The organism is Comamonas odontotermitis, from assembly GCF_020080045.1.
Taxonomy (GTDB): Bacteria; Pseudomonadota; Gammaproteobacteria; order Burkholderiales; family Burkholderiaceae_C; genus Comamonas; species Comamonas odontotermitis.
This window is the reverse complement of record NZ_CP083451.1, coordinates 2,438,708-2,456,274: the sequence shown is the minus strand read 5'-3', so window position 1 is coordinate 2,456,274 and position 17,567 is coordinate 2,438,708. Positions and strand designations below refer to the sequence as shown.

Here is a 17,567-nt window from a genome sequence, read left to right as displayed (position 1 = left end):
TAGCGTCTGGTGCATTGCCATCTTGCCAAATAAAAAGCCGGGCCTGGTTTCCCAGTCCCGGCGAGGAGTGATGGTCAAGATGCGCTTGAGTAGTTGTAGCGTTTTGCAAGTGGAGCCAACATGGCAGCTCCTGCTTGCAAAGTCCGCCAATTTTAGCAAAAACTACGGCAATAGTGCCAAAATTCCTTGCGTAACAGGTACTTGGCAAAAAATTGGCGGAAAGCGGCGGTTATCTGTCGTATTTTTGATGAATTTTTGGCCAGATGCCCCTGCCAGAAGGCGCAAGGCAAGAGGGTTTGCTCAGATATCGTCCTTCAGCGCATAAGGCAGTGCCAGCACCTGCAGCGCAGGGCCGGTGCTGCTGCCCAGGTGCAGGGCATCGGTGGCTGCGGCAATCTGCATCGACACCAATGCCTCAAACCCGCTGGCCGTGGCGGCAGTCTGCACTACGGTACCCACGGGTTGCTCGGCGTCGCTGGCGACAAATACTTCCTGGCCCACGGTGGGCTGCGCGGGTGACGCCACGCGGTACATGCGCCGCTTGAGCGTGCCGCGGAACTGGCTGCGTGCCACGACTTCCTGGCCCGGATAGCAGCCTTTCTTGAAGCTCACACCTTCTACCGATTCAAAGTTCACCATCTGGGGCACAAAGGCATCGACCACGGGCTGGGTGATGAGCGGCACCCCAGCCTGCACCAGTGAGAGTTGCCAGGCTGCTGCATCCAGCAGCGGGCTGTGCGCCACCGCATCGGGCAGGGCGCTGTCTGTGGGGGCTGCCAGCAGCGCACGGCTTTCGCCGCTGGCGGCAAAGAGGCGCACAATAGATGCATCGCCCAGTTGCGCCGTCTGCCAGGGTGCCAGTTCGCGGGCCTCGGCAGGCACGGCGTCACCGGCCAGGCCGATCAGCTTCACGGCATCGGTGGCATCGCTCATCTTGACCTTGGCGCGCAGCACGAACATGGACAGGCGCTTGAGCGTTGCGGCCAGCACATCGCGGCTGGTGATGAGCCAGAACTCACCAGCGCTACGTTTGATGACAATAAAACTGGCCTGCATGCGGCCCTTGGCAGAGAGAAAAGCCGCAAGACGGGCCTGGCCTACGGGAAGCAGCTGCACATCGTTGGTCAGCTGCCCTTGCAGAAAAATGGCGGCGTCATCGCCTTCAGCGCGGATCACACCCAGGTGCTGAAGGGCGAGATGTCCTTGTAATGCTTGTGTCATGGGTGAATTATGATGCGCGATCCATTGCACAGAGGTGGTAGGGTTGTGAAGCGTTTATTGGTGTTGATCGTGGTGGCGGCGCTGGCCGTGGCGGGTGCGGGCGCTTGGTGGCTGCACCAGCCCATCGTTGTGGGCGACAAGCCTGTGGAGCTGGAGATTGAGCCGGGCACACCCCCGCGCGCCGTGGCGCAGGCCGTGCAGGCGGCGGGCATCGGCGTCAATGCCGATCTGCTGTACTGGTGGTTCCGCCTCTCTGGGCAGGACCGAAAGATCCGTGCGGGCAATTACGAAATCCCCGTGGGCACCACGCCGCAGAGTCTGCTCGCGCGCCTGGTGCGTGGCGAAGACAGCCAGCGCGTGCTGACGATTGTCGAGGGCTGGAACTTCCGGCAGGTGCGGGCCGCACTTGCCAAGGAAGAGAACCTCAAGCACGACAGCGCGGTGATGACGCCCGAGCAGATCATGGAGGCGCTGGGCAAGCCGGGTGTGGCGGCCGAGGGGCGCTTTTTTCCGGACACCTACGCCTTCTCCAAGGGCAGCAGCGATATCGCCTTGCTGCGCCGCGCCATGCAGGCCATGGACAAGCGGCTGGAAGCCGCCTGGTCGCTCAAGCAGGAGGACAGCCCGCTCAAGTCGGCGGACGAGCTGTTGATTCTGGCGAGCATCGTCGAGAAGGAAACCGGCAAGGCAGCCGACCGGGGGCTGGTGGCGGGGGTGTTTGCCAACCGCCTGCGCATCGGTATGCTGCTGCAGACCGACCCGACAGTGATCTACGGCCTGGGCGACAAGTTCGACGGCAACCTGCGCAAGCGCGACCTGCAGGCTGATACGCCATGGAACACCTACACGCGCACCGGCCTGCCGCCCACGCCCATTGCGATGCCGGGCAAGGCCTCGCTGATCGCCGCCGTGCAGCCTGAAAAGACCAAGGCGCTGTACTTTGTGGCCCGGGGCGACGGCAGCAGCCATTTCAGCGAGAGCCTGGACGAGCACAACCGCGCGGTCAATACCTTCCAGCGGGGCAAGTGAGCGGGGTGGGTCACAGCAGTGGCAGTCCGATCCGGTGAGCAATCCGTTGCCGAACCTGCTGCCCAATCCGGCCCGCAAGCTGCGTACAATTCCCCGCAGCATGACACCCTCCCATTCCGCCCCTCCCGCGTCGGCCCCCGGTGGCCTGTTCATCACCTTTGAAGGCATTGATGGTGCCGGCAAGTCCTCGCACATCCAGGGGCTGCATGATGCGTTTGTGGCCGCAGGGCGCACGGTGGTGACGACGCGCGAGCCGGGCGGCACGCCGCTCGCGGAAAAGCTGCGCACCCTGTTTCTGCACGAGCCCATGGATGCGCTCACCGAGTCGCTTCTGGTATTTGCCGGTCGGAGGGACCACCTGCAGCAGGTGATCGAGCCCGCCCTGGCGCGTGGCGATGTGGTGCTGTGCGACCGCTTCACCGACGCGACCTTTGCCTACCAGGGCAGCGGGCGGGGTTTCGATCTGCAGGTGCTATTAACTTTGGAGCGCATGGTGCAAGCCAATAAAGCGCTGGGGGCTGATTTCATTCGCCAGCCGGATTTGACGGTGTGGTTTGACTTGCCCACCGAGGTGGCGGCCGAGCGCCTGGCCCATGCACGCGTGCCTGATCGGTTCGAATCGCAGCCCCAGGCCTTTTTTGCGCAGGTGGCCGCAGGCTATGGCGCGCGCGCCGCTGCCCAGCCCGGGCGCTTTGCGCGCATTGATTCCAACCAGCCACGCCCCGACGTATGGCAGGCCGTGCGCGCCGCCGTTGCCCAGCGCGGCTGGCTGGCGGTGGAGGCCTGAACATGGCGACCTCTGAAAAGAACACGGCGCAGGCGGTGACGCCGCCAGTCGCGCCCTGGATTGCCCAGCAGCGCGATGCCTTGCTGCAGCAGCGTGGCCACGCCTGGTTGCTGCAGGGGCCATCGGGCCTGGGGCAGTTTGCACTGGCCATGGAACTGGTGCGTGCCTGGCTGTGCGATGCGCCCGGTGCGCATGGCGCCTGCGGGCAATGCGCCAGCTGCCACGCGATTGACGTGCACGCGCACACCGACCTGTGCGTGCTGATGCCCGAGACCACCATGCTGGCGTTGGGCTGGCCCTTGCCCGAGAAGGCGCAGGCCGATATTGACGACAAGAAGCGCAAGCCGAGCCAGGAAATCCGCGTCGACGCGATGCGCGATGCGGTGGAGTTCACCCAGCGCACATCCGGGCGCGGCAAGGGCAAGGCGGTGCTGGTGTATCCGGCCGAGCAGATGAATGCCGTCACCGCCAATGCCCTGCTCAAGACGCTGGAAGAGCCGCCAGGCGATGTCCGCTTTGTGCTGGCCACCGAGGCGGCGCACCAGCTTTTGCCCACCATCCGCAGCCGCTGCCTGTCGCACACCATGCAGTGGCCGGTGGCAGAGGCTGCCAGCGCCTGGCTGGCCGGGCAGGGCGTGCCTGCAGACCAGATCACAGGCGCCCTGCAGGCCGCAGGCGGCCGCCCCGAAGACGCACTCGCGCAACTGCAGGCCGGGCGCTCGCCACAGGTCTGGAAAAAGCTGCCCAAGGAGCTTGCCCAGGGCCAGGCCGGGGCGTTGGCGAGCCTGGCAGGGCCGCAAGTGGTGGATGCATTGCAAAAGCTCTGCCATGACCTGCTGATGTTGCGTGTGGGGGCAGCGCCGCGCTTTTTCGACAAGGCCGATCTGCCCGCCCCGCCGACCCTTGCGGTCCTCAGCCGCTGGAGCAAGGCGCTCACGCAGTCGATGAAGACGGCAGACCATCCATTCAACCAGGGCCTGATGCTGGAGGCGCTGGTCGCGCAGGCGGCGTCAGTGCTGCAGTCACGCCGCTGATACCGCAGGCATGGTGGCCCGGCTCGGTAATGCATCTGAAATCGGCCGGAATTTCGGTAAAAGTGGTGCTTGCGCATCAACCATGCGCAGTTTGCGCTATGTGCTTGATAGCTGACACCACATTTGGTTATCCTTGCAGGCTATGAACAGTCCTACCCCCGCATCTGCTGCGTCCGCAGCGTCTGCCGCTGCTGCGCGCCCCAGCGTGCTGCAGCTGGCCATCAAGGAAAAGGCAGCGCTGTACGCCGCCTACATTCCCTTGTTCAAGGACGGCGGCATTTTTGTGCCCACGCCCAAGGATTACGCGCTGGGGGACGATGTATATCTGTTGCTCACACTGCCGCAGGACCCGCAGCGTTACCCCATTGCCGGCAAAGTGGGCTGGGTGACACCCGCAGGCGCCGGCGGCAACCGAACCCAGGGCATAGGTGTGCGCTTCCCGAAAGACCCCAAAACCGACGAGTTGCGCTACAAGATCGAGCAGATTCTGGGCACGGCACTGCAGGCGGATCGCGCCACGCAAACCATTTGACCGGTCTTGGCTGCTCCTCTCGCGACCCTGTCTGACAGGGTTTTTTGCTTTTAAGGACAGCAGTCAATGCGTATGAGCAGAGACAATAGCGGTAATTTCTTGACTTGAGTTATACCGGTGACACAACGCAAGGGCCTTGCCCTTGGCTGTGCACACTGCAGATTCCCGGCCCCATTGATTTTCAAGGCATCGCTCCTGGTGCCTGCTGCTGACCTTTTGATGTTTACCGATTCCCACTGCCATTTGAACTTTCCTGAACTGGCCCAGGACCTGCCGGCTATCCGTGCCAAGATGGCCGAAGCCCAGGTGACGCGCGCCCTGTGCATCAGCTGCACGATGGAAGAGTTTCCCGACGTGCATGCGCTGGCCACCAGCTATGACAACATCTGGTGCAGCGTTGGCGTACACCCTGACACCGAGGGCCTGACCGAGCCGAGCGTGGACGATCTGGTGCAGCGCGCGGGCCTGCCGCGTGTGGTGGCCATCGGTGAGACCGGGCTCGATTACTACGGCATGGAAGACCGCAAGGGCGGGCGCACGATTGCCGATCTGGAGTGGCAGCGCGAGCGCTTCCGCACCCATATCCGGGCTGCACAGCAGGTGCAAAAGCCGCTGGTCATCCACACGCGCAGCGCCTCTGAGGACACCTTGCGCCTTCTGCGGGAAGAGGGTGAGACTGGCGGCGCGGGCAGCGCTGGCGGCGTCTTTCACTGCTTTACCGAAACCATGGAAGTGGCGCGTGCCGCGCTGGACCTGGGCTTTTACATCTCGTTTTCCGGCATCGTCACCTTCAAGAGCGCGCAGGATCTGCGTGATGTGGCAGCCTTTGTGCCCGAAGACCGGCTCCTGATCGAAACCGACAGCCCGTACCTCGCGCCCGTGCCTTTTCGTGGCAAGACCAATACGCCCGCCTACGTGCCGTTTGTGGCAAAGCAGGTTGCGCAGGTACGCGGCATGACTGTGGAAGCCGTGGCAGAAGCCACCAACCGCAACTTTGACCGGCTGTTTTCAGGAGTGCTGGCATGACGCTTTTCCGGAAAAATAGGCCTGGAGCGCAATACCGAAGGGTGCTTGCTGCTATTGTTTTTGCAGCGATTGGCGGCCTGGCGCAGGCAGGCTCCTACGATGACTTCTTTACCCGCATCATCCGCGACGACGCGCCAGGCATTGCCGCCCTGGTCAAACAAGGCTTTGATCCCAACACCGTGAACGAGCGCGGCGAGACGGGGCTGACGCAGGCCTTCAAGCTCGATTCCTACCGCGCCGCCAAGGGGCTGATCGATCTGCCTTCCACCAAGGTCAACCAGCCCAACAGCAAGGGTGAGACGCCGCTCATGATGGCTGCCATCAAGGGGCAGGTGGATCTGGCCAAGGCCTTGATTGCCCGCGACGCCGATGTGAACCGCGAAGGCTGGACGCCGCTGCACTACGCCGTATCGGCCCCCAGCGAAGACGGCTCCGACCTGAAGATGGTGGCACTCCTGCTGCAGCACCACGCCTACATCGATGCCGCATCACCCAATGGCACCACGCCGCTCATGATGGCCGCCCAGTACGGCACCCGCAGCGCGGTGGAATTGCTGATCAAGGAAGGCGCCGATCCCAAGCTGAAGAACCAGCAGGGCTTGACGGCTGTGGACTTTGCCACCCGGGCGGACCGCGCCGAAGTGGTGCGCTGGCTGGCCCAGGCGGGCGGTGCAGCGGGCACTGCCTCAGCGGCTGGCGCGGCAGAGCCTGCCAGACCTGCTGGCGCACCGGGCGGGCATGTGCCGCAACAGCCGGCCTTCCCACAGGGCAAACGCAAGATCCAGAGCAACTGGTGATGGCTCGTCGGTTGTTGGCTCGCTGATTTTCATGAAACCATGCGCTGGCGTGTACCAGTAAAGCACCTTTTATGCAAAATCTATAGCAAAAAGCACCAGATCTTCTGAAAGATTCGGTGCTTTTTTTGTGCCGAGCTAGGTGGTGGCGTCAGTGGGGCCGCGACTGCAGCCGGGCATACAGGCCCCCGAGCTCCAGCAATTGCTCGTGGGTGCCTTGCTCCACCACCTGGCCGCGCTCCATTACCACCACACGGTCCGCGTGCTCGATGGTGGACAAGCGGTGCGCAATCACCACGGTGGTGCGCCCCTGCATCAGCCGCGCCAGGGCCTCCTGCACCAGCCGCTCCGATTCGGTATCGAGTGCGGAGGTGGCTTCGTCCAGGATCAGGATTGGCGCGTCCTTGTACAGCGCGCGTGCAATGGCCAGGCGTTGGCGCTGGCCTCCTGAAAGCTGATTGGCGTTGTGGCCGACCATGCTGTACACGCCCTGTGGTTGGCGTGCCACAAAATCCTGCAGGTTGGCGGCTGCAAGGCATTGTTGCAGGCGCGCTTCATCGACCGGCGCGCCCAAGGCTACGTTGGCTGCAATGGTGTCGTTGAACATCACGACATCCTGGCTCACCATGGCGAACTGGCTGCGCAGGCTGTGCAGATCCCAGTCGTGCAGCGGCACGCCATCGATGCTGACCGAGCCACTGGAGGGCTCCACAAAACGCGGCAGCAGATTGATAAGGGTGGTCTTTCCGGCGCCCGAGGGGCCCACCAGGGCCACCACTTCGCCCGGATGGATGGTGAGCGAGAGGTGGCGCAGGGCAGGGGCCTTGTCGCTGCCAAATTCAACAGTCACATCGGTCAGCTGGACAGCGCCACGCACCTTGTCTGCGCGGTGCTGGCCACTGGTTTCGGGCGGTACCTCGCCCAGCAGGCCCAGGCCGCGCTCCAGCGCTGCCACGCCGCGTGTCAGCGGGTTGGCCACATCGGCAAGGCGCCGGATGGGGGCAATGAGCATCAGCATGCCGGAGATGAAGGAGATGAAGCTGCCGACCGTCACTTCCTGGGCGCTTACCGCAGTGGCGCGGCTTTGCCACAACGCAATGCAGATCACGACGGACAGCGCAACGGCTGCCAGCAACTGGGTGAGCGGCGTCATGGCAGCCGACGCGATCGTGGCCTTGATGGCCAGCTGGCGCAGTCTGCGGCTCAGCGTCAGGAAGCGGCCAGCCTGGGCTGGCTGGGCGGCGTGGATGCGCACCACGCGGTGGGCGAGTACGTTCTCCTCCACCACATAGGCCAGCTCATCGGTGGCCTGCTGGCTGGCCTTGGTGATGTGATAGAGCCGTTTGGAGAGCGTTTTCATGATCCATGACACGCTGGGAAGCAGCACCGCCACGATCAAGGTGAGCTGCCAATTGGTATAGAGCAGGTAAAGCAGCAGTGCAATCACCGTGAAACCGTCGCGCGAAAGCATCAGAAGCGCCTGCACGATCAGGGTGGCGCCGTTCTGTACTTCGTACACCACGGTGTTGGACAGCGCACTGGCCGATTGCCTGGAAAACAGGCTCAGGTGGGCGTCCAGCACGCGATTGAACAGGTTCTCGCGCAGACGCATCATCCCGTCATTGGCAATGCGTGCCAGTGCGTACTGGTTGATGAACTGCGCAACACCACGAATGAAAAAAACGCCAACAATTGCTACAGGCACAGCCCACAGCGGCAGGGTGCCACCGGTAAAGCCCTTGTCCACCAGGGGTTGCAGAAGGGCGGGAATGGCCACCTCGGTCCCAGCTACTACCACCGTGGCCAGCACGGCGAGCACCCAGGTCCAGCGCTGGTAGCCAAAGTATGGGGTGAGGCGGGAGAGGCGTGCGCGCAGTGACAACTGGGCTACCGCGCTAGCAGGATCACTGCCCGAAGGTGCTGGCGCGGCCGCAGATGCATGCGCGGAAGATGGTTTTTCTGTTGTGGACATGTGTGCAAGATTCTAGAATGGCCGGCTGTCTTCCTTGGAAGATAATAGTGATTTTGTAGGGTGTGTAACATCCTGCTGCCTTCTGAGGCATGTTCGGCATACATTGCGCATTTATGATGGTCGGTAATGACTAAAAAACGCTTCCCATCTATTTCTTCGGAGGCGGCCAAGCCGCTGTTCCATCGTCGTCACCTTCTCGGCGCTGCACTGGCAGCCCCAGCACTCCCGGCACTGGCGCAGTTCCGCGTCGAAGTGACGGGTGTCGGCATCAGGCAGTATCCCATTGCCATTCCCCAGTTTCGCGGTGAAGGCAGTGCGCCCCAGAAAATCTCGGCCATCGTCCAGGCCGACCTGATCCGCAGCGGCCTGTTCAAGGCGGTGGACGCATCGGGCGAGGAGCTGGATGAGACCTCCCGCCCCGATGTGGCCAAGTGGACCGCCAAGGGCGCGGAATACCTGTCGGTTGGCAGCGTGGCGCGTGGCGGCAACGGCTTTGACGTGCGCTTTCGCCTGTGGGACGCAGTCAAGGGCGCCGATCTGGGTGGCCAGAGCTACAACGTGCCGCAGGCTGACTTGCGCCTTGTGGCACACAAGATTGCAGACTACATCTACGAAAAGATCACCGGCGAGAAGGGCGTGTTCTCCACACGCATCGCCTACGTCACCAAGAATGGCGCCCGCTACACCCTGTGGGTGGCGGATTCGGATGGCGAAAACGCACAATCGGCGCTCTCCAGCCCCGAGCCCATCATCTCGCCCACCTGGTCGCCTGCCGGCACACAGCTGGCCTATGTTTCGTTTGAATCACGCAAACCCGTGGTGTACGTGCACGAGGTGTCTTCCGGCCGCCGCCGCCTGATCGCCAACTTCCGGGGCTCCAACAGCGCGCCGGCCTGGTCGCCGGACGGCAGCACGCTTGCCGTCACCCTCAGCCGAGATGGCGGCTCGCAGCTCTACACCATCCCATCGAGTGGTGGTGAGCCACGCCGCCTGATGCAAAGCAGCGGTATCGATACCGAGCCGACCTATTCCAAGGATGGTCGCTATATCTACTTTGTCAGCGACCGTGGCGGCGCACCGCAAATCTACCGCGTGGGTGCCCAGGGCGGTGGTGCTGAACGCGTGACGTTTAGCGGTTCCTACAACATCTCTCCCTCTATCAGTCCTGACGGCAAGACACTTGCTTACATCACCCGTGCCGGTGGTGGCTATAAATTGCAGGTCATGGACTTGGCTTCCAGTACTGTGACATCGGTGACCGATACCAGCAACGACGAAAGCCCCAGCTTTGCTCCGAACAGCCGACTCATTGTCTATGCCACCCGCGAAGGAGGTCGTGAAGCGCTCATGACCACGACGCTTGATGGCAAGATCAAGGCACGACTGGCCGGGCAGAATGGAGACATCCGTGAGCCCGATTGGGGCCCATACCAACCCTAAAAACAAGAATTTTGCTAGTGTTCTGAGTCAGTAGTTTTATACGAAAAATCCTTTCGGAGAGTTATACATGTTGTCGTTCAAAAAAGCTTCGTTGGCCCTGGTGGCCGCTGCCGTGCTGGCTGGTTGCAGTTCTGCCCCTTCGCTGGATAACGCCCCTGTGGAAGACAAGGGTGCAACAACCGCAGGCAATGGCGCAGGCACCGGCGGTGCAGGCCAGAGCACCGTGGGCGGTGTCGACCTGAACCAGAGCGGCGCCAATGGTCAGGGCCCCGTGGGCGTTGCCCGCGTGATCTATTTCGACTTTGACAGCTACTCTGTCAAGCCAGATTTCCAATCCACGCTCGATGCGCACGCCAAGTTCCTGAAGGCCAATCCTTCGCGCAAGGTCATGTTGGAAGGCAATACCGACAACCGTGGCGGCCGCGAGTACAACCTGGCACTGGGCCAGAAGCGCGCGGAAGCCGTGCGCCGCTCGCTGAACGTGCTGGGTGTGTCCGACAACCAGATGGAAGCCGTATCCTTTGGCAAGGAAAAGCTGGCTGCTGAAGGTAGTTCGGAAGACGCACACGCGCAAAACCGCCGCGTTGAACTGAACTACCGTTAATAGGCTCCATGATCCTCACTCGCAGAACCCCTCGTTTGATTGCGCTTGCCGCCTTGTGGGCATGCGCAACCGCCGCCCAGGCCGCACTGTTTGAAGATGCCGACGCGCGCCGCGCCATTCTGGAATTGCGCCAGCGTGTCGACCAGGTCACGCAGGGCAGCAACCAGAACGGCGAAGACACCTCGCAGGTGCGCCGCAGCCTGCTGGACTTCCAGTCGCAAATGGAATCCATGCGCGCCGAGATGAACAAGCTGCGAGGCGAAAACGAGACCCTGCGACGTGAGGTTGCTGATTTGAAGCGCGGGCAGACCGATCTGGCCAAGGGCATGGAAGCACGCCTACAGCAGTTCGAGCCCGTCGCTGTTACCGTGGACGGTCAGGAATTCAAGGCCGATCCCGCTGAAAAACGCGATTTTGAAGCGGCCCTGGGCGTGTTTCGCAGCGGCAAGTTTGCCGATGCAGCCAGCGCTTTCAGTGGCTTCGTCCAGCGTTACCCCAAGAGTGGCTATGTGCCATCCGCACGTTTCTGGCTGGGCAATGCCTACTACGCCACGCGTGACTACAAGCCGGCCATCAGCAATTTCCAGCAAATCCTGGCCACAGCGCCGCAGCACATGCGCGCGCCTGATTCGGCCCTGTCGATCGCCAATTGCCAGATTGAGCTGAAAGACACCAAGGCAGCGCGCAAGACCTTGGAAGACCTGCTCAAGGCCTACCCCGAAAGCGATGCGGCCAACGCGGCCAAAGAGCGACTCTCCAAACTCAAGTGATATGAGCGATCTGTCTCCTGCGGCGTCCGATCGGCAGGACGCCGAGATGGACGCAGATCTCCAAAGGCGCTTTGGTGGCCTGGACCGCCTTTTGGGCGTAGCACCGGCTGCCAACATGCGTGCGGCCTGTATTGCCGTCGTCGGCATTGGTGGCGTTGGATCATGGACTGCAGAGGCGCTGGCCCGCAGTGGCGTCTCGCGCTTGCGCCTGATCGATCTGGACAATGTGGCTGAATCCAACATCAATCGCCAGATCCATGCGCTCTCCAGTACCATCGGAATGGCCAAGGTCGATGCGATGCGTGAGCGCATCGCGCAGATCAATCCGCACTGTCAGGTGGACCTGGTCGAAGACTTTCTGACCCCCGAAAACTGCGCCACCTTGCTGGACGGCGTCAACGGTTTTGTGGATGCGTGCGATCAGGTGCGTGCCAAGGTGGCCATGGCGGCCTGGGGTCTGTGCCATAAACGTGCCTTTGTCTGCATTGGCGCTGCTGGTGGCAAGCGCCATGCCTGGAAGGTGGAGCAGGAAGACCTGGCCCACACCACGCATGACCCGCTGCTCGCCCAGGTACGGTACCGCCTGCGCAAGGAGTATGGCGCGCCCAAGGACGGCAAGAAAATGAATGTGCCTTGCATATTCAGCAAGGAAGCCGTGGCGGGCCCCGATCCGTCATGCGCGGTGGATGGCGACGGCTCGCTCAACTGCCACGGCTACGGCTCATCGGTGGCGGTCACCGCAACCTTTGGCATGTGTGCGGCTGGCTGGATCATGGAAAAACTGGCATTCTCGAAAAAATGACAAAAAACTTACGCTATAATCTAAGTCTGTTATGAGCAAGGGAGCTTTTATTAGCGACTAAGCAAACCAAGGCGGGTCTTTAGCTCAGTCGGTAGAGCAGCGGACTTTTAATCCGTTGGTCGCGAGTTCGAATCTCGCAGGACCCACCAAACAATCTATTGATGAATCAAGCTCCTACGCTAAGTGCACAGGAGCTTTTTTCTTTCCTGACGTTCCGCAATTAAAGGCCATGTTCCGCAATTAGGCTACAGGCTTCACCTTTTTTCCTACCTTGTGACGGATGTATCTTGCAGTCATCGCTTCTGTGGTGTGACCAAGCAAGGCCTGGGCATCCTTGATACCCGAGCTGTCATCCAAGCTTGTAGCAGCTGTGGCGCGCAAGTCACGGAATTGAAAATCTGCTTTTGGAATTTGGGCCAATTCCCGAGCATCGTCAAACCTGTCGCGAAGCATGTTCTTCGTCAACGACTGGCCACTCTCATTGACCAGCAAATGATGAGTTGCGGATTGAACTAGAGCTTTGTAAGCTTTGATCTCCGTCAATAGAGTGGCAAGCTCGCCAATGATTTCGATGCGCAGCTTGGCCGCTGTCTTGCCTTGTTGAACATGCAAAATTCCGTCTGCGATATGGTTTTCGCTCATTCGCAACACATCAGCAGGGCGTTGGCCTGTCAACTTTGCAAGCCGAATTGCGAACTGTAGTGGCGTAGCTGCATGCTTCATGATGCGATTCATGAGTGCATCACCGATAACGGTATCCCTCCCTGTTTCCTTGAACTTACTGATTCCAGCGCAAGGATTCGGTTGCTTGGTGATTCCTTCTTTGCGGGCGAAGTTCCACATATGGGAGAACAGGGCTTTCTCGCGGTTGGCGCGAACGTGACCAATGTTCGGAGGGATAGTAAGGGGGGCTAGCCCTTTCCCGGCCCGTTCTTTATTCTCGTTTTCAGCAAGTTTTCTTGCCTCTTCAAGACGCCACTCCATGTACTGGCGAATGTGCAATGGCTCAATTTCATCCAATGGAGCAGGTGGGTCACCAAAAAACTTAAGCAACCATTCCAGCTCCTTTTCGTTATCAGTGCGTGTGCGCGCTGCCTTTAGTGGCAATGCCTTGGCTCGATATACTGGGACGATATCAAGGAAGGTACGTTGCGCATCCTTAGGTTTTTTGGCGGCCGAAAGCTCGCTCCATTTCTGAACAGCCAATACATAGTCAGAGCCTAGCGGGATTTCTTTGCGAGGTTTGCCACCTGTGTCCAAGTAATAGTGCACCTTCTGCCCACGCTCTCTGGCGCGCATACCAGGAGGCAGGTTTGTCCAGCGGCTGGATTTGCGGCCCATATCACTGAACTCCTACTACACGCGGTTTCCAGCTTTTTTGTGCAACTGGTTCAGGTTCTGGTTTACGGCCTTCAATTGCGCCGCGTGTAACAACTGCATGGCCACGCGCATTGACACGAAAAGGTATGCCAGAGGACCGAAGCCATTCAATCTGACGAGATTTGTACTTTCGGCCAGTCAATTCGGCAAGTTCAGTTTCATTTAGGAATAGGGTGGACATTCCTGCTCGCTCCAAAAAAATGCCATCTCTTGGGACGGCAGATTGTTCATAAGATCATTAGTCACTCAGCGCAGTTGCCTTGAAATAGGCGATGCCTGCGGCAGTTGGCTTATGGTCAATGCCGTACAGCATCCCGGCGCGGTGCAAGGCCTGAGCGGTGCTGTGGGTGCGATGGCTGACGCTGGTGCGCGTCAACCCAAGCAGCAGCGGCTTCCCGTTGACAGCGTTGTGGAGCATGGTGCGCTGCGCAGGAGATAGGCGTAATTTGCTCATGCATTCCTCCAAAAAAGAACCCCGCATCAAGAGCGGGGCTGGTTCCATTTGTCTTGCTCGCGCTCTTTCTTGGCGCGGCGGATTTGACGCCTAGTTGGTTTCATTGGTGGCTCCTATCGGGCAGCAAAAAACCCGCACTGGGCGGGCTTGGTGGTTGAGTGTTGAAGGGCTATGCGATATGGCATTGATCTTCGTTGGCGGCTTCGATGCGGAGCACATTTTCAGCACGCCACGCCTTCGCTTCTTCGCCAAGGAGTTTTTTGCGCTCAGCATACTCAATACCTCGCGCCATCAGGAAGCTGTCTCGCATATCAAAGTGACCGATGAAGTCAAGTTGCCAGCCCGTCAGGTTGTCTCGGTCAATCCCCTTGAATTGGCCCGTCAGCAAAGAGTTAACCAACTTATGCTCACACATGTAATGCACATCTTCGGCAATCTTGCCATCGGCCTCGCGGCACTCCTTGATCATCGTCTGCAGCAACTTGGCGGATGCCACAGATAAATGGCGTGCACGGGTCCAGTCCTGCGAGCCCCGGATTACGCTATCAATCTGACAGTCGCACCATACTGCGAAATCATCTGAGAGCCAGCGTGCAAAGATGATTGCTAGCTTTGGATGTAGCCATGTCCCAGCTTGTCCGCGCACCTTAGAAGTACGAACAAGCTTGTCCCGGGAAAATCCCGGTTCAAAACCGAGTGCCTTTCCGAGGGCGATGATGTAACGCTCAGTGGTTGCCAGTCGGAGCCATTCATGTACTTCTTGAGAGAAGCGTTTCGCTGACTCTGTGGCATTAAACCAGCCGTCATCGCGGAAGGTAATTGGGTGTCCTTCATAGTCCCGGACATTAAAACTCATAGGTAATCCTCGCGGTTGTACCCATGCGTGGGGAAATCACTGGCTTGCACTGAAGGCGCTAGCAAGTTAAAATCACCGACGCACAACGAAATCCTGATTGCAATGTGTCTTGCCGGACGGCAATCAGGGGTGATGCCAGAATTAAGGACTGCCCATTGGGATGGTCCTTTTTTTTGGCTTTGCAATCGAGGATGCTAGTTATGCACCAAGGCGATATGCATCCAATCCTAGCAGAGAGCTAGGAAAAATTGCAATAAAACGAGTTGTTATTAAGTGTTATTGATAATTTATGCACAGTTGTTTGTTTTTAAGTCTGTGGATAAGTGCAAAAAGTATGGCTTTTCACCGGACTTAGCGTCTTTGATTATTTTTTGAGCAGTGCATTGTGCCCATGCAAAATAGGGGCATTACTCTCCCAAATTGGTCTAATCTTCATTCGCTGGCTTTCTGCGTTAGGGTTGGAGAGAGGCCACTCAGGTCAAACGGCACACGGCGGCATTTGTTGCACCGGTGGAATGTGGAGTAGCCATTCCAGTCCGCCTGATAGGTGCCTTCTCTGCACGCGGTGCAGGTGGTGCCAACCCTTCCCCTGGGGAATGTAGAGATGCGTTGGCGCGAAGTGCTCCGGGTGGCGGCAGGTTTGATCCTGCGGTAGGTCGAAGAAGTTACCGGGCATTGGCGGCTCCTTGTACGCGATCCATGATCCATTCCTGGATCACAGCATATTTTTGCTCTTGGCTCAGCGGCTCCCGCTCAGGTGGGGGAGGGGCGGCTCCAGGGACGAAGTACCCTTGCACATAGCGCTCGCCTTCACTCAGAATGGTGTCGTCGTGCCACATCGCGTAGTGAAGGAACTCCTTACCGCCGTTCTCGTCAGGCCGGGTTCTGAATACTGCCCAAACAGGTAGCCATCCCTTCGGCACGGGCTGCGCCTCTGTATGTGGCTGCAGCGACAAGCCGCCGTTGGTCTGCGGGTTAATGGCAATCTCTACGTGACATTGAATTAATTCCTGCAGCGCTTTCAATGCCGATTCCTTGGTCGCTTCTCCTGCCACTCCGTGATGCAAGCAAACCAACTCATGGTCTATGGCCTGTTGCCATGGATTCGGCACAGCCTGCCGCGCTGATAGCTGGGCCTCCAGGGTTGCAATACGCTCTTTTGCAGCATCAACAACAAGATTTGAATGGTCGTGCATTTGCCCAAGCTCATGCACTCGGGCCTTGAGCTGCTGTATCTCGGCGTGCTGGCGGCGCAGTTCGGTGGCAGCGGACAAGGCCCACTTGTTCAGCGATAGGTCGCCCGGCCAATTCTCAGCTGTGTAAAGGTCGGCCAGTCGCAGCGCTTCGGGCTGTGCTTCTGTCTTGTCGGTCATGGTGCCTTCACTTTCTGAGCGTCGTACTGCTCGATTGCCCAAGCGATGGCGCGGCAGCACCAGATATAGTGGTAATTCCAACCTTCACCATCGGGCGGGCTCTCCGACAGGTCAAACCAAAAGTAGGCCGGTTCTTGGTAGCCATCTGGGCGATATTGGTAGTTGCGCAAAAACTGAATGGCGCCAAATTTGTCAGGGTCTGCTTCATCTAGTTCGTCTTCAAGATCCCTGCGCGCCGTGGCTCTGCGCTCTTCGTCAGTTTCATTGGCAGTTGCGCTATCGAACTCGGCAAGGGCTTCTGCACAGAATCGGTCCCAATCAAAATCTCGGGCTCGGTCACTGCCATCGCAGATTTTTTCCTGCCAGTAGCCTGGGTTGATGCTGCGACCACTACTGCGGAAGAACTCGAACATGTCTTCCAAGCGAGCGAACGTGTAGGTTTCGCAGTCACCGGTAATCACCAGCTTGCCAGGCCAAGTCACTATGTCGAACCAGCGGAAGCCGCCGGAACTCATGCGAAAACGTAGGTGGCGATAGAGGCCGGTGTCGAGCAACGTTTCCATGCCCCAGTTGGCGACATCTTGTTCAAATTGCTCTTGGGTTGGTTCGTATTCGGTCATGGTGCCCTCACATCGATGGCGTAAACCTGCACCGGCTCAGTGCCGAAGTGCTGGTGGGTGATGGTCTTGATCGTGAAGCCGCGCCAAGGGCGCACAAGACGCCGGGCGTGGTCGTCTCGGGCGGGGTAGCCCAGGGTCAGCACGATCTCGTCGTAACTTCCGAAAGGTGAGTACAGGCGCTTCTGCCAGTACGGTGTACAGAGTCGGTATTCCTCGGTCTTGGTGCCGTCTCGGATGGCCTCGAAGTATTCCCGCTTGAGGGGCAGGTGGAGGGTGGTCATTTCTGAGGTCCTTCTCCGCGCTCTGGTAGCGGGGTTGTGGCGCTCCATCCGACCCCGACTACAAAGAAGAACAGAAGAAAGGCTGGAACAGCTGCTGCGCGATTGGTGTTCCCAAGCAAAAGCGCGAAAGCGAAGACGGCCATACCAGCGATGATGGCTGGAGCCAAAACGAAAAAAAGGCGGGTCATGGCGCCTCCTTGGGGGCGGGCTGTTGCTTGGAGCCCGGGCAGTTGTTCCACTTCTTGGCGCGATAGGCCTGGCTGCGCGTGATGCTCTCGCTGAGCCCATATCTACGGCCAGTAGCCCCGCACTCTGCACACTTCATGATGTCAAAAACGCCGTGGCCGTCGCTCTGTGTCACCAGGTTCTGCTTCTGCCAGGTGTGCGGCAGACCAGCTGCGCCTTCATCAATGATGGTGACGGAAAGAAGGGTTCTGGGGCGCTCCCCGTGGCGCAGCGTTGCATTGAACATAGCCACGGTCTCTTGCGCCCACTTCACCGCCCGCGCGTGGCTCTGTACCTCGTGCTTGTCGTAAATCTCGACATGCGGCGGCTTGCCTTCGATTTGAATTTCTATTTGGAATTTCATATC

21 protein-coding genes and 1 tRNA gene are annotated in these 17,567 nt (G+C 59.6%); 11 read left to right on the top strand and 11 right to left on the bottom strand.

What is annotated here, in order from left to right; all coding sequences use genetic code 11:
* Nucleotides 1-300 precede the first annotated feature (300 nt).
* Nucleotides 301-1,221, bottom strand: a complete 921-nt coding sequence (gene ygfZ / locus LAD35_RS11490; protein ID WP_224149211.1) for a CAF17-like 4Fe-4S cluster assembly/insertion protein YgfZ — start codon at nucleotides 1,219-1,221, stop codon at nucleotides 301-303.
* A 9-nt stretch (nucleotides 1,222-1,230) separates the two neighbouring features.
* Here ygfZ and mltG point away from each other — a divergent pair, with 9 nt between their 5' ends.
* The 6 genes from mltG to LAD35_RS11460 all read left to right on the top strand — a co-directional run bounded on the left by mltG (nucleotide 1,231) and on the right by LAD35_RS11460 (nucleotide 6,426).
* Nucleotides 1,231-2,250, top strand: a complete 1,020-nt coding sequence (gene mltG, locus LAD35_RS11485; protein ID WP_224149210.1) for an endolytic transglycosylase MltG — start codon at nucleotides 1,231-1,233, stop codon at nucleotides 2,248-2,250.
* Nucleotides 2,251-2,350: 100 nt separating this feature from the next.
* Nucleotides 2,351-3,037, top strand: a complete 687-nt coding sequence (gene tmk / locus LAD35_RS11480; RefSeq protein WP_224149209.1) for a dTMP kinase — start codon at nucleotides 2,351-2,353, stop codon at nucleotides 3,035-3,037.
* A gap of 2 nt (nucleotides 3,038-3,039) precedes the next feature.
* Entirely contained in the window at nucleotides 3,040-4,071 is a 1,032-nt protein-coding gene (locus LAD35_RS11475) for a DNA polymerase III subunit delta' (protein WP_224149208.1), read from the top strand.
* Nucleotides 4,072-4,213: 142 nt separating this feature from the next.
* A complete protein-coding gene (locus LAD35_RS11470) occupies nucleotides 4,214-4,603 on the top strand; it encodes a PilZ domain-containing protein (RefSeq protein WP_224149207.1) in 390 nt (129 codons plus the stop codon).
* A 219-nt stretch (nucleotides 4,604-4,822) separates the two neighbouring features.
* Complete coding sequence (locus LAD35_RS11465; protein WP_224149206.1) at nucleotides 4,823-5,629, top strand: TatD family hydrolase; 807 nt, start codon at nucleotides 4,823-4,825, stop codon at nucleotides 5,627-5,629.
* 41 nt (nucleotides 5,630-5,670) lie between these two features.
* Nucleotides 5,671-6,426 (top strand): ankyrin repeat domain-containing protein, encoded by a 756-nt coding sequence (locus LAD35_RS11460; RefSeq protein ID WP_224149205.1) that lies wholly within the window; start codon nucleotides 5,671-5,673, stop codon nucleotides 6,424-6,426.
* Between the two features lie 148 nt (nucleotides 6,427-6,574).
* Here LAD35_RS11460 and msbA read toward each other — a convergent pair whose 3' ends face one another.
* Entirely contained in the window at nucleotides 6,575-8,395 is a 1,821-nt protein-coding gene (gene msbA, locus LAD35_RS11455) for a lipid A export permease/ATP-binding protein MsbA (protein ID WP_224149204.1), read from the bottom strand.
* A 126-nt stretch (nucleotides 8,396-8,521) separates the two neighbouring features.
* On the opposite strand from msbA, the gene tolB reads away from it, so the two are divergent.
* From tolB to LAD35_RS11430, 5 genes are all read left to right on the top strand, one after another.
* Entirely contained in the window at nucleotides 8,522-9,835 is a 1,314-nt protein-coding gene (tolB, locus tag LAD35_RS11450; protein ID WP_224149203.1) for a Tol-Pal system beta propeller repeat protein TolB, read from the top strand.
* 67 nt (nucleotides 9,836-9,902) lie between these two features.
* Nucleotides 9,903-10,439, top strand: a complete 537-nt coding sequence (gene pal, locus LAD35_RS11445; RefSeq protein ID WP_224149202.1) for a peptidoglycan-associated lipoprotein Pal — start codon at nucleotides 9,903-9,905, stop codon at nucleotides 10,437-10,439.
* 8 nt (nucleotides 10,440-10,447) lie between these two features.
* Entirely contained in the window at nucleotides 10,448-11,209 is a 762-nt protein-coding gene (ybgF, locus tag LAD35_RS11440; RefSeq protein WP_224149201.1) for a tol-pal system protein YbgF, read from the top strand.
* Nucleotide 11,210: 1 nt separating this feature from the next.
* Nucleotides 11,211-12,011, top strand: a complete 801-nt coding sequence (locus LAD35_RS11435; RefSeq protein WP_224149200.1) for a tRNA threonylcarbamoyladenosine dehydratase — start codon at nucleotides 11,211-11,213, stop codon at nucleotides 12,009-12,011.
* A 73-nt stretch (nucleotides 12,012-12,084) separates the two neighbouring features.
* Nucleotides 12,085-12,160 (top strand) — tRNA-Lys (locus LAD35_RS11430).
* A 91-nt stretch (nucleotides 12,161-12,251) separates the two neighbouring features.
* Here LAD35_RS11430 and LAD35_RS11425 read toward each other — a convergent pair.
* From LAD35_RS11425 to LAD35_RS11385, 9 genes are all read right to left on the bottom strand, one after another.
* Entirely contained in the window at nucleotides 12,252-13,352 is a 1,101-nt protein-coding gene (locus tag LAD35_RS11425) for a tyrosine-type recombinase/integrase (protein WP_224149199.1), read from the bottom strand.
* A 1-nt stretch (nucleotide 13,353) separates the two neighbouring features.
* Nucleotides 13,354-13,572: a DUF4224 domain-containing protein gene (locus tag LAD35_RS11420; RefSeq protein ID WP_224149198.1), complete on the bottom strand. Its 219-nt coding sequence runs from the start codon at nucleotides 13,570-13,572 to the stop codon at nucleotides 13,354-13,356.
* A 57-nt stretch (nucleotides 13,573-13,629) separates the two neighbouring features.
* Nucleotides 13,630-13,845 carry a hypothetical protein gene (locus LAD35_RS11415; protein ID WP_224149197.1) on the bottom strand — a complete coding sequence of 72 codons (216 nt, stop codon included), beginning with the start codon at nucleotides 13,843-13,845 and terminating at the stop codon, nucleotides 13,630-13,632.
* 169 nt (nucleotides 13,846-14,014) lie between these two features.
* Entirely contained in the window at nucleotides 14,015-14,701 is a 687-nt protein-coding gene (locus tag LAD35_RS11410) for a KilA-N domain-containing protein (RefSeq protein WP_224149196.1), read from the bottom strand.
* Nucleotides 14,702-15,366: 665 nt separating this feature from the next.
* Nucleotides 15,367-16,074: a hypothetical protein gene (locus LAD35_RS11405; protein WP_224149195.1), complete on the bottom strand. Its 708-nt coding sequence runs from the start codon at nucleotides 16,072-16,074 to the stop codon at nucleotides 15,367-15,369.
* On the bottom strand, nucleotides 16,071-16,694 hold the full coding sequence (locus LAD35_RS11400; protein ID WP_224149194.1) for a hypothetical protein: 624 nt from the start codon (nucleotides 16,692-16,694) through the stop codon (nucleotides 16,071-16,073). Before LAD35_RS11400 ends, LAD35_RS11405 begins: the two co-directional genes overlap by 4 nt.
* A complete protein-coding gene (locus LAD35_RS11395; protein ID WP_224149193.1) occupies nucleotides 16,691-16,975 on the bottom strand; it encodes an ASCH domain-containing protein in 285 nt (94 codons plus the stop codon). Before LAD35_RS11395 ends, LAD35_RS11400 begins: the two co-directional genes overlap by 4 nt.
* Nucleotides 16,972-17,163, bottom strand: coding sequence for a hypothetical protein (locus LAD35_RS11390; RefSeq protein ID WP_224149192.1), 192 nt, complete (start codon nucleotides 17,161-17,163; stop codon nucleotides 16,972-16,974). The genes LAD35_RS11395 and LAD35_RS11390 overlap by 4 nt, the downstream gene beginning before the upstream one ends.
* Nucleotides 17,160-17,564: a hypothetical protein gene (locus LAD35_RS11385; protein WP_224149191.1), complete on the bottom strand. Its 405-nt coding sequence runs from the start codon at nucleotides 17,562-17,564 to the stop codon at nucleotides 17,160-17,162. Before LAD35_RS11385 ends, LAD35_RS11390 begins: the two co-directional genes overlap by 4 nt.
* Between the last annotated feature and the right edge of the window lie 3 nt (nucleotides 17,565-17,567).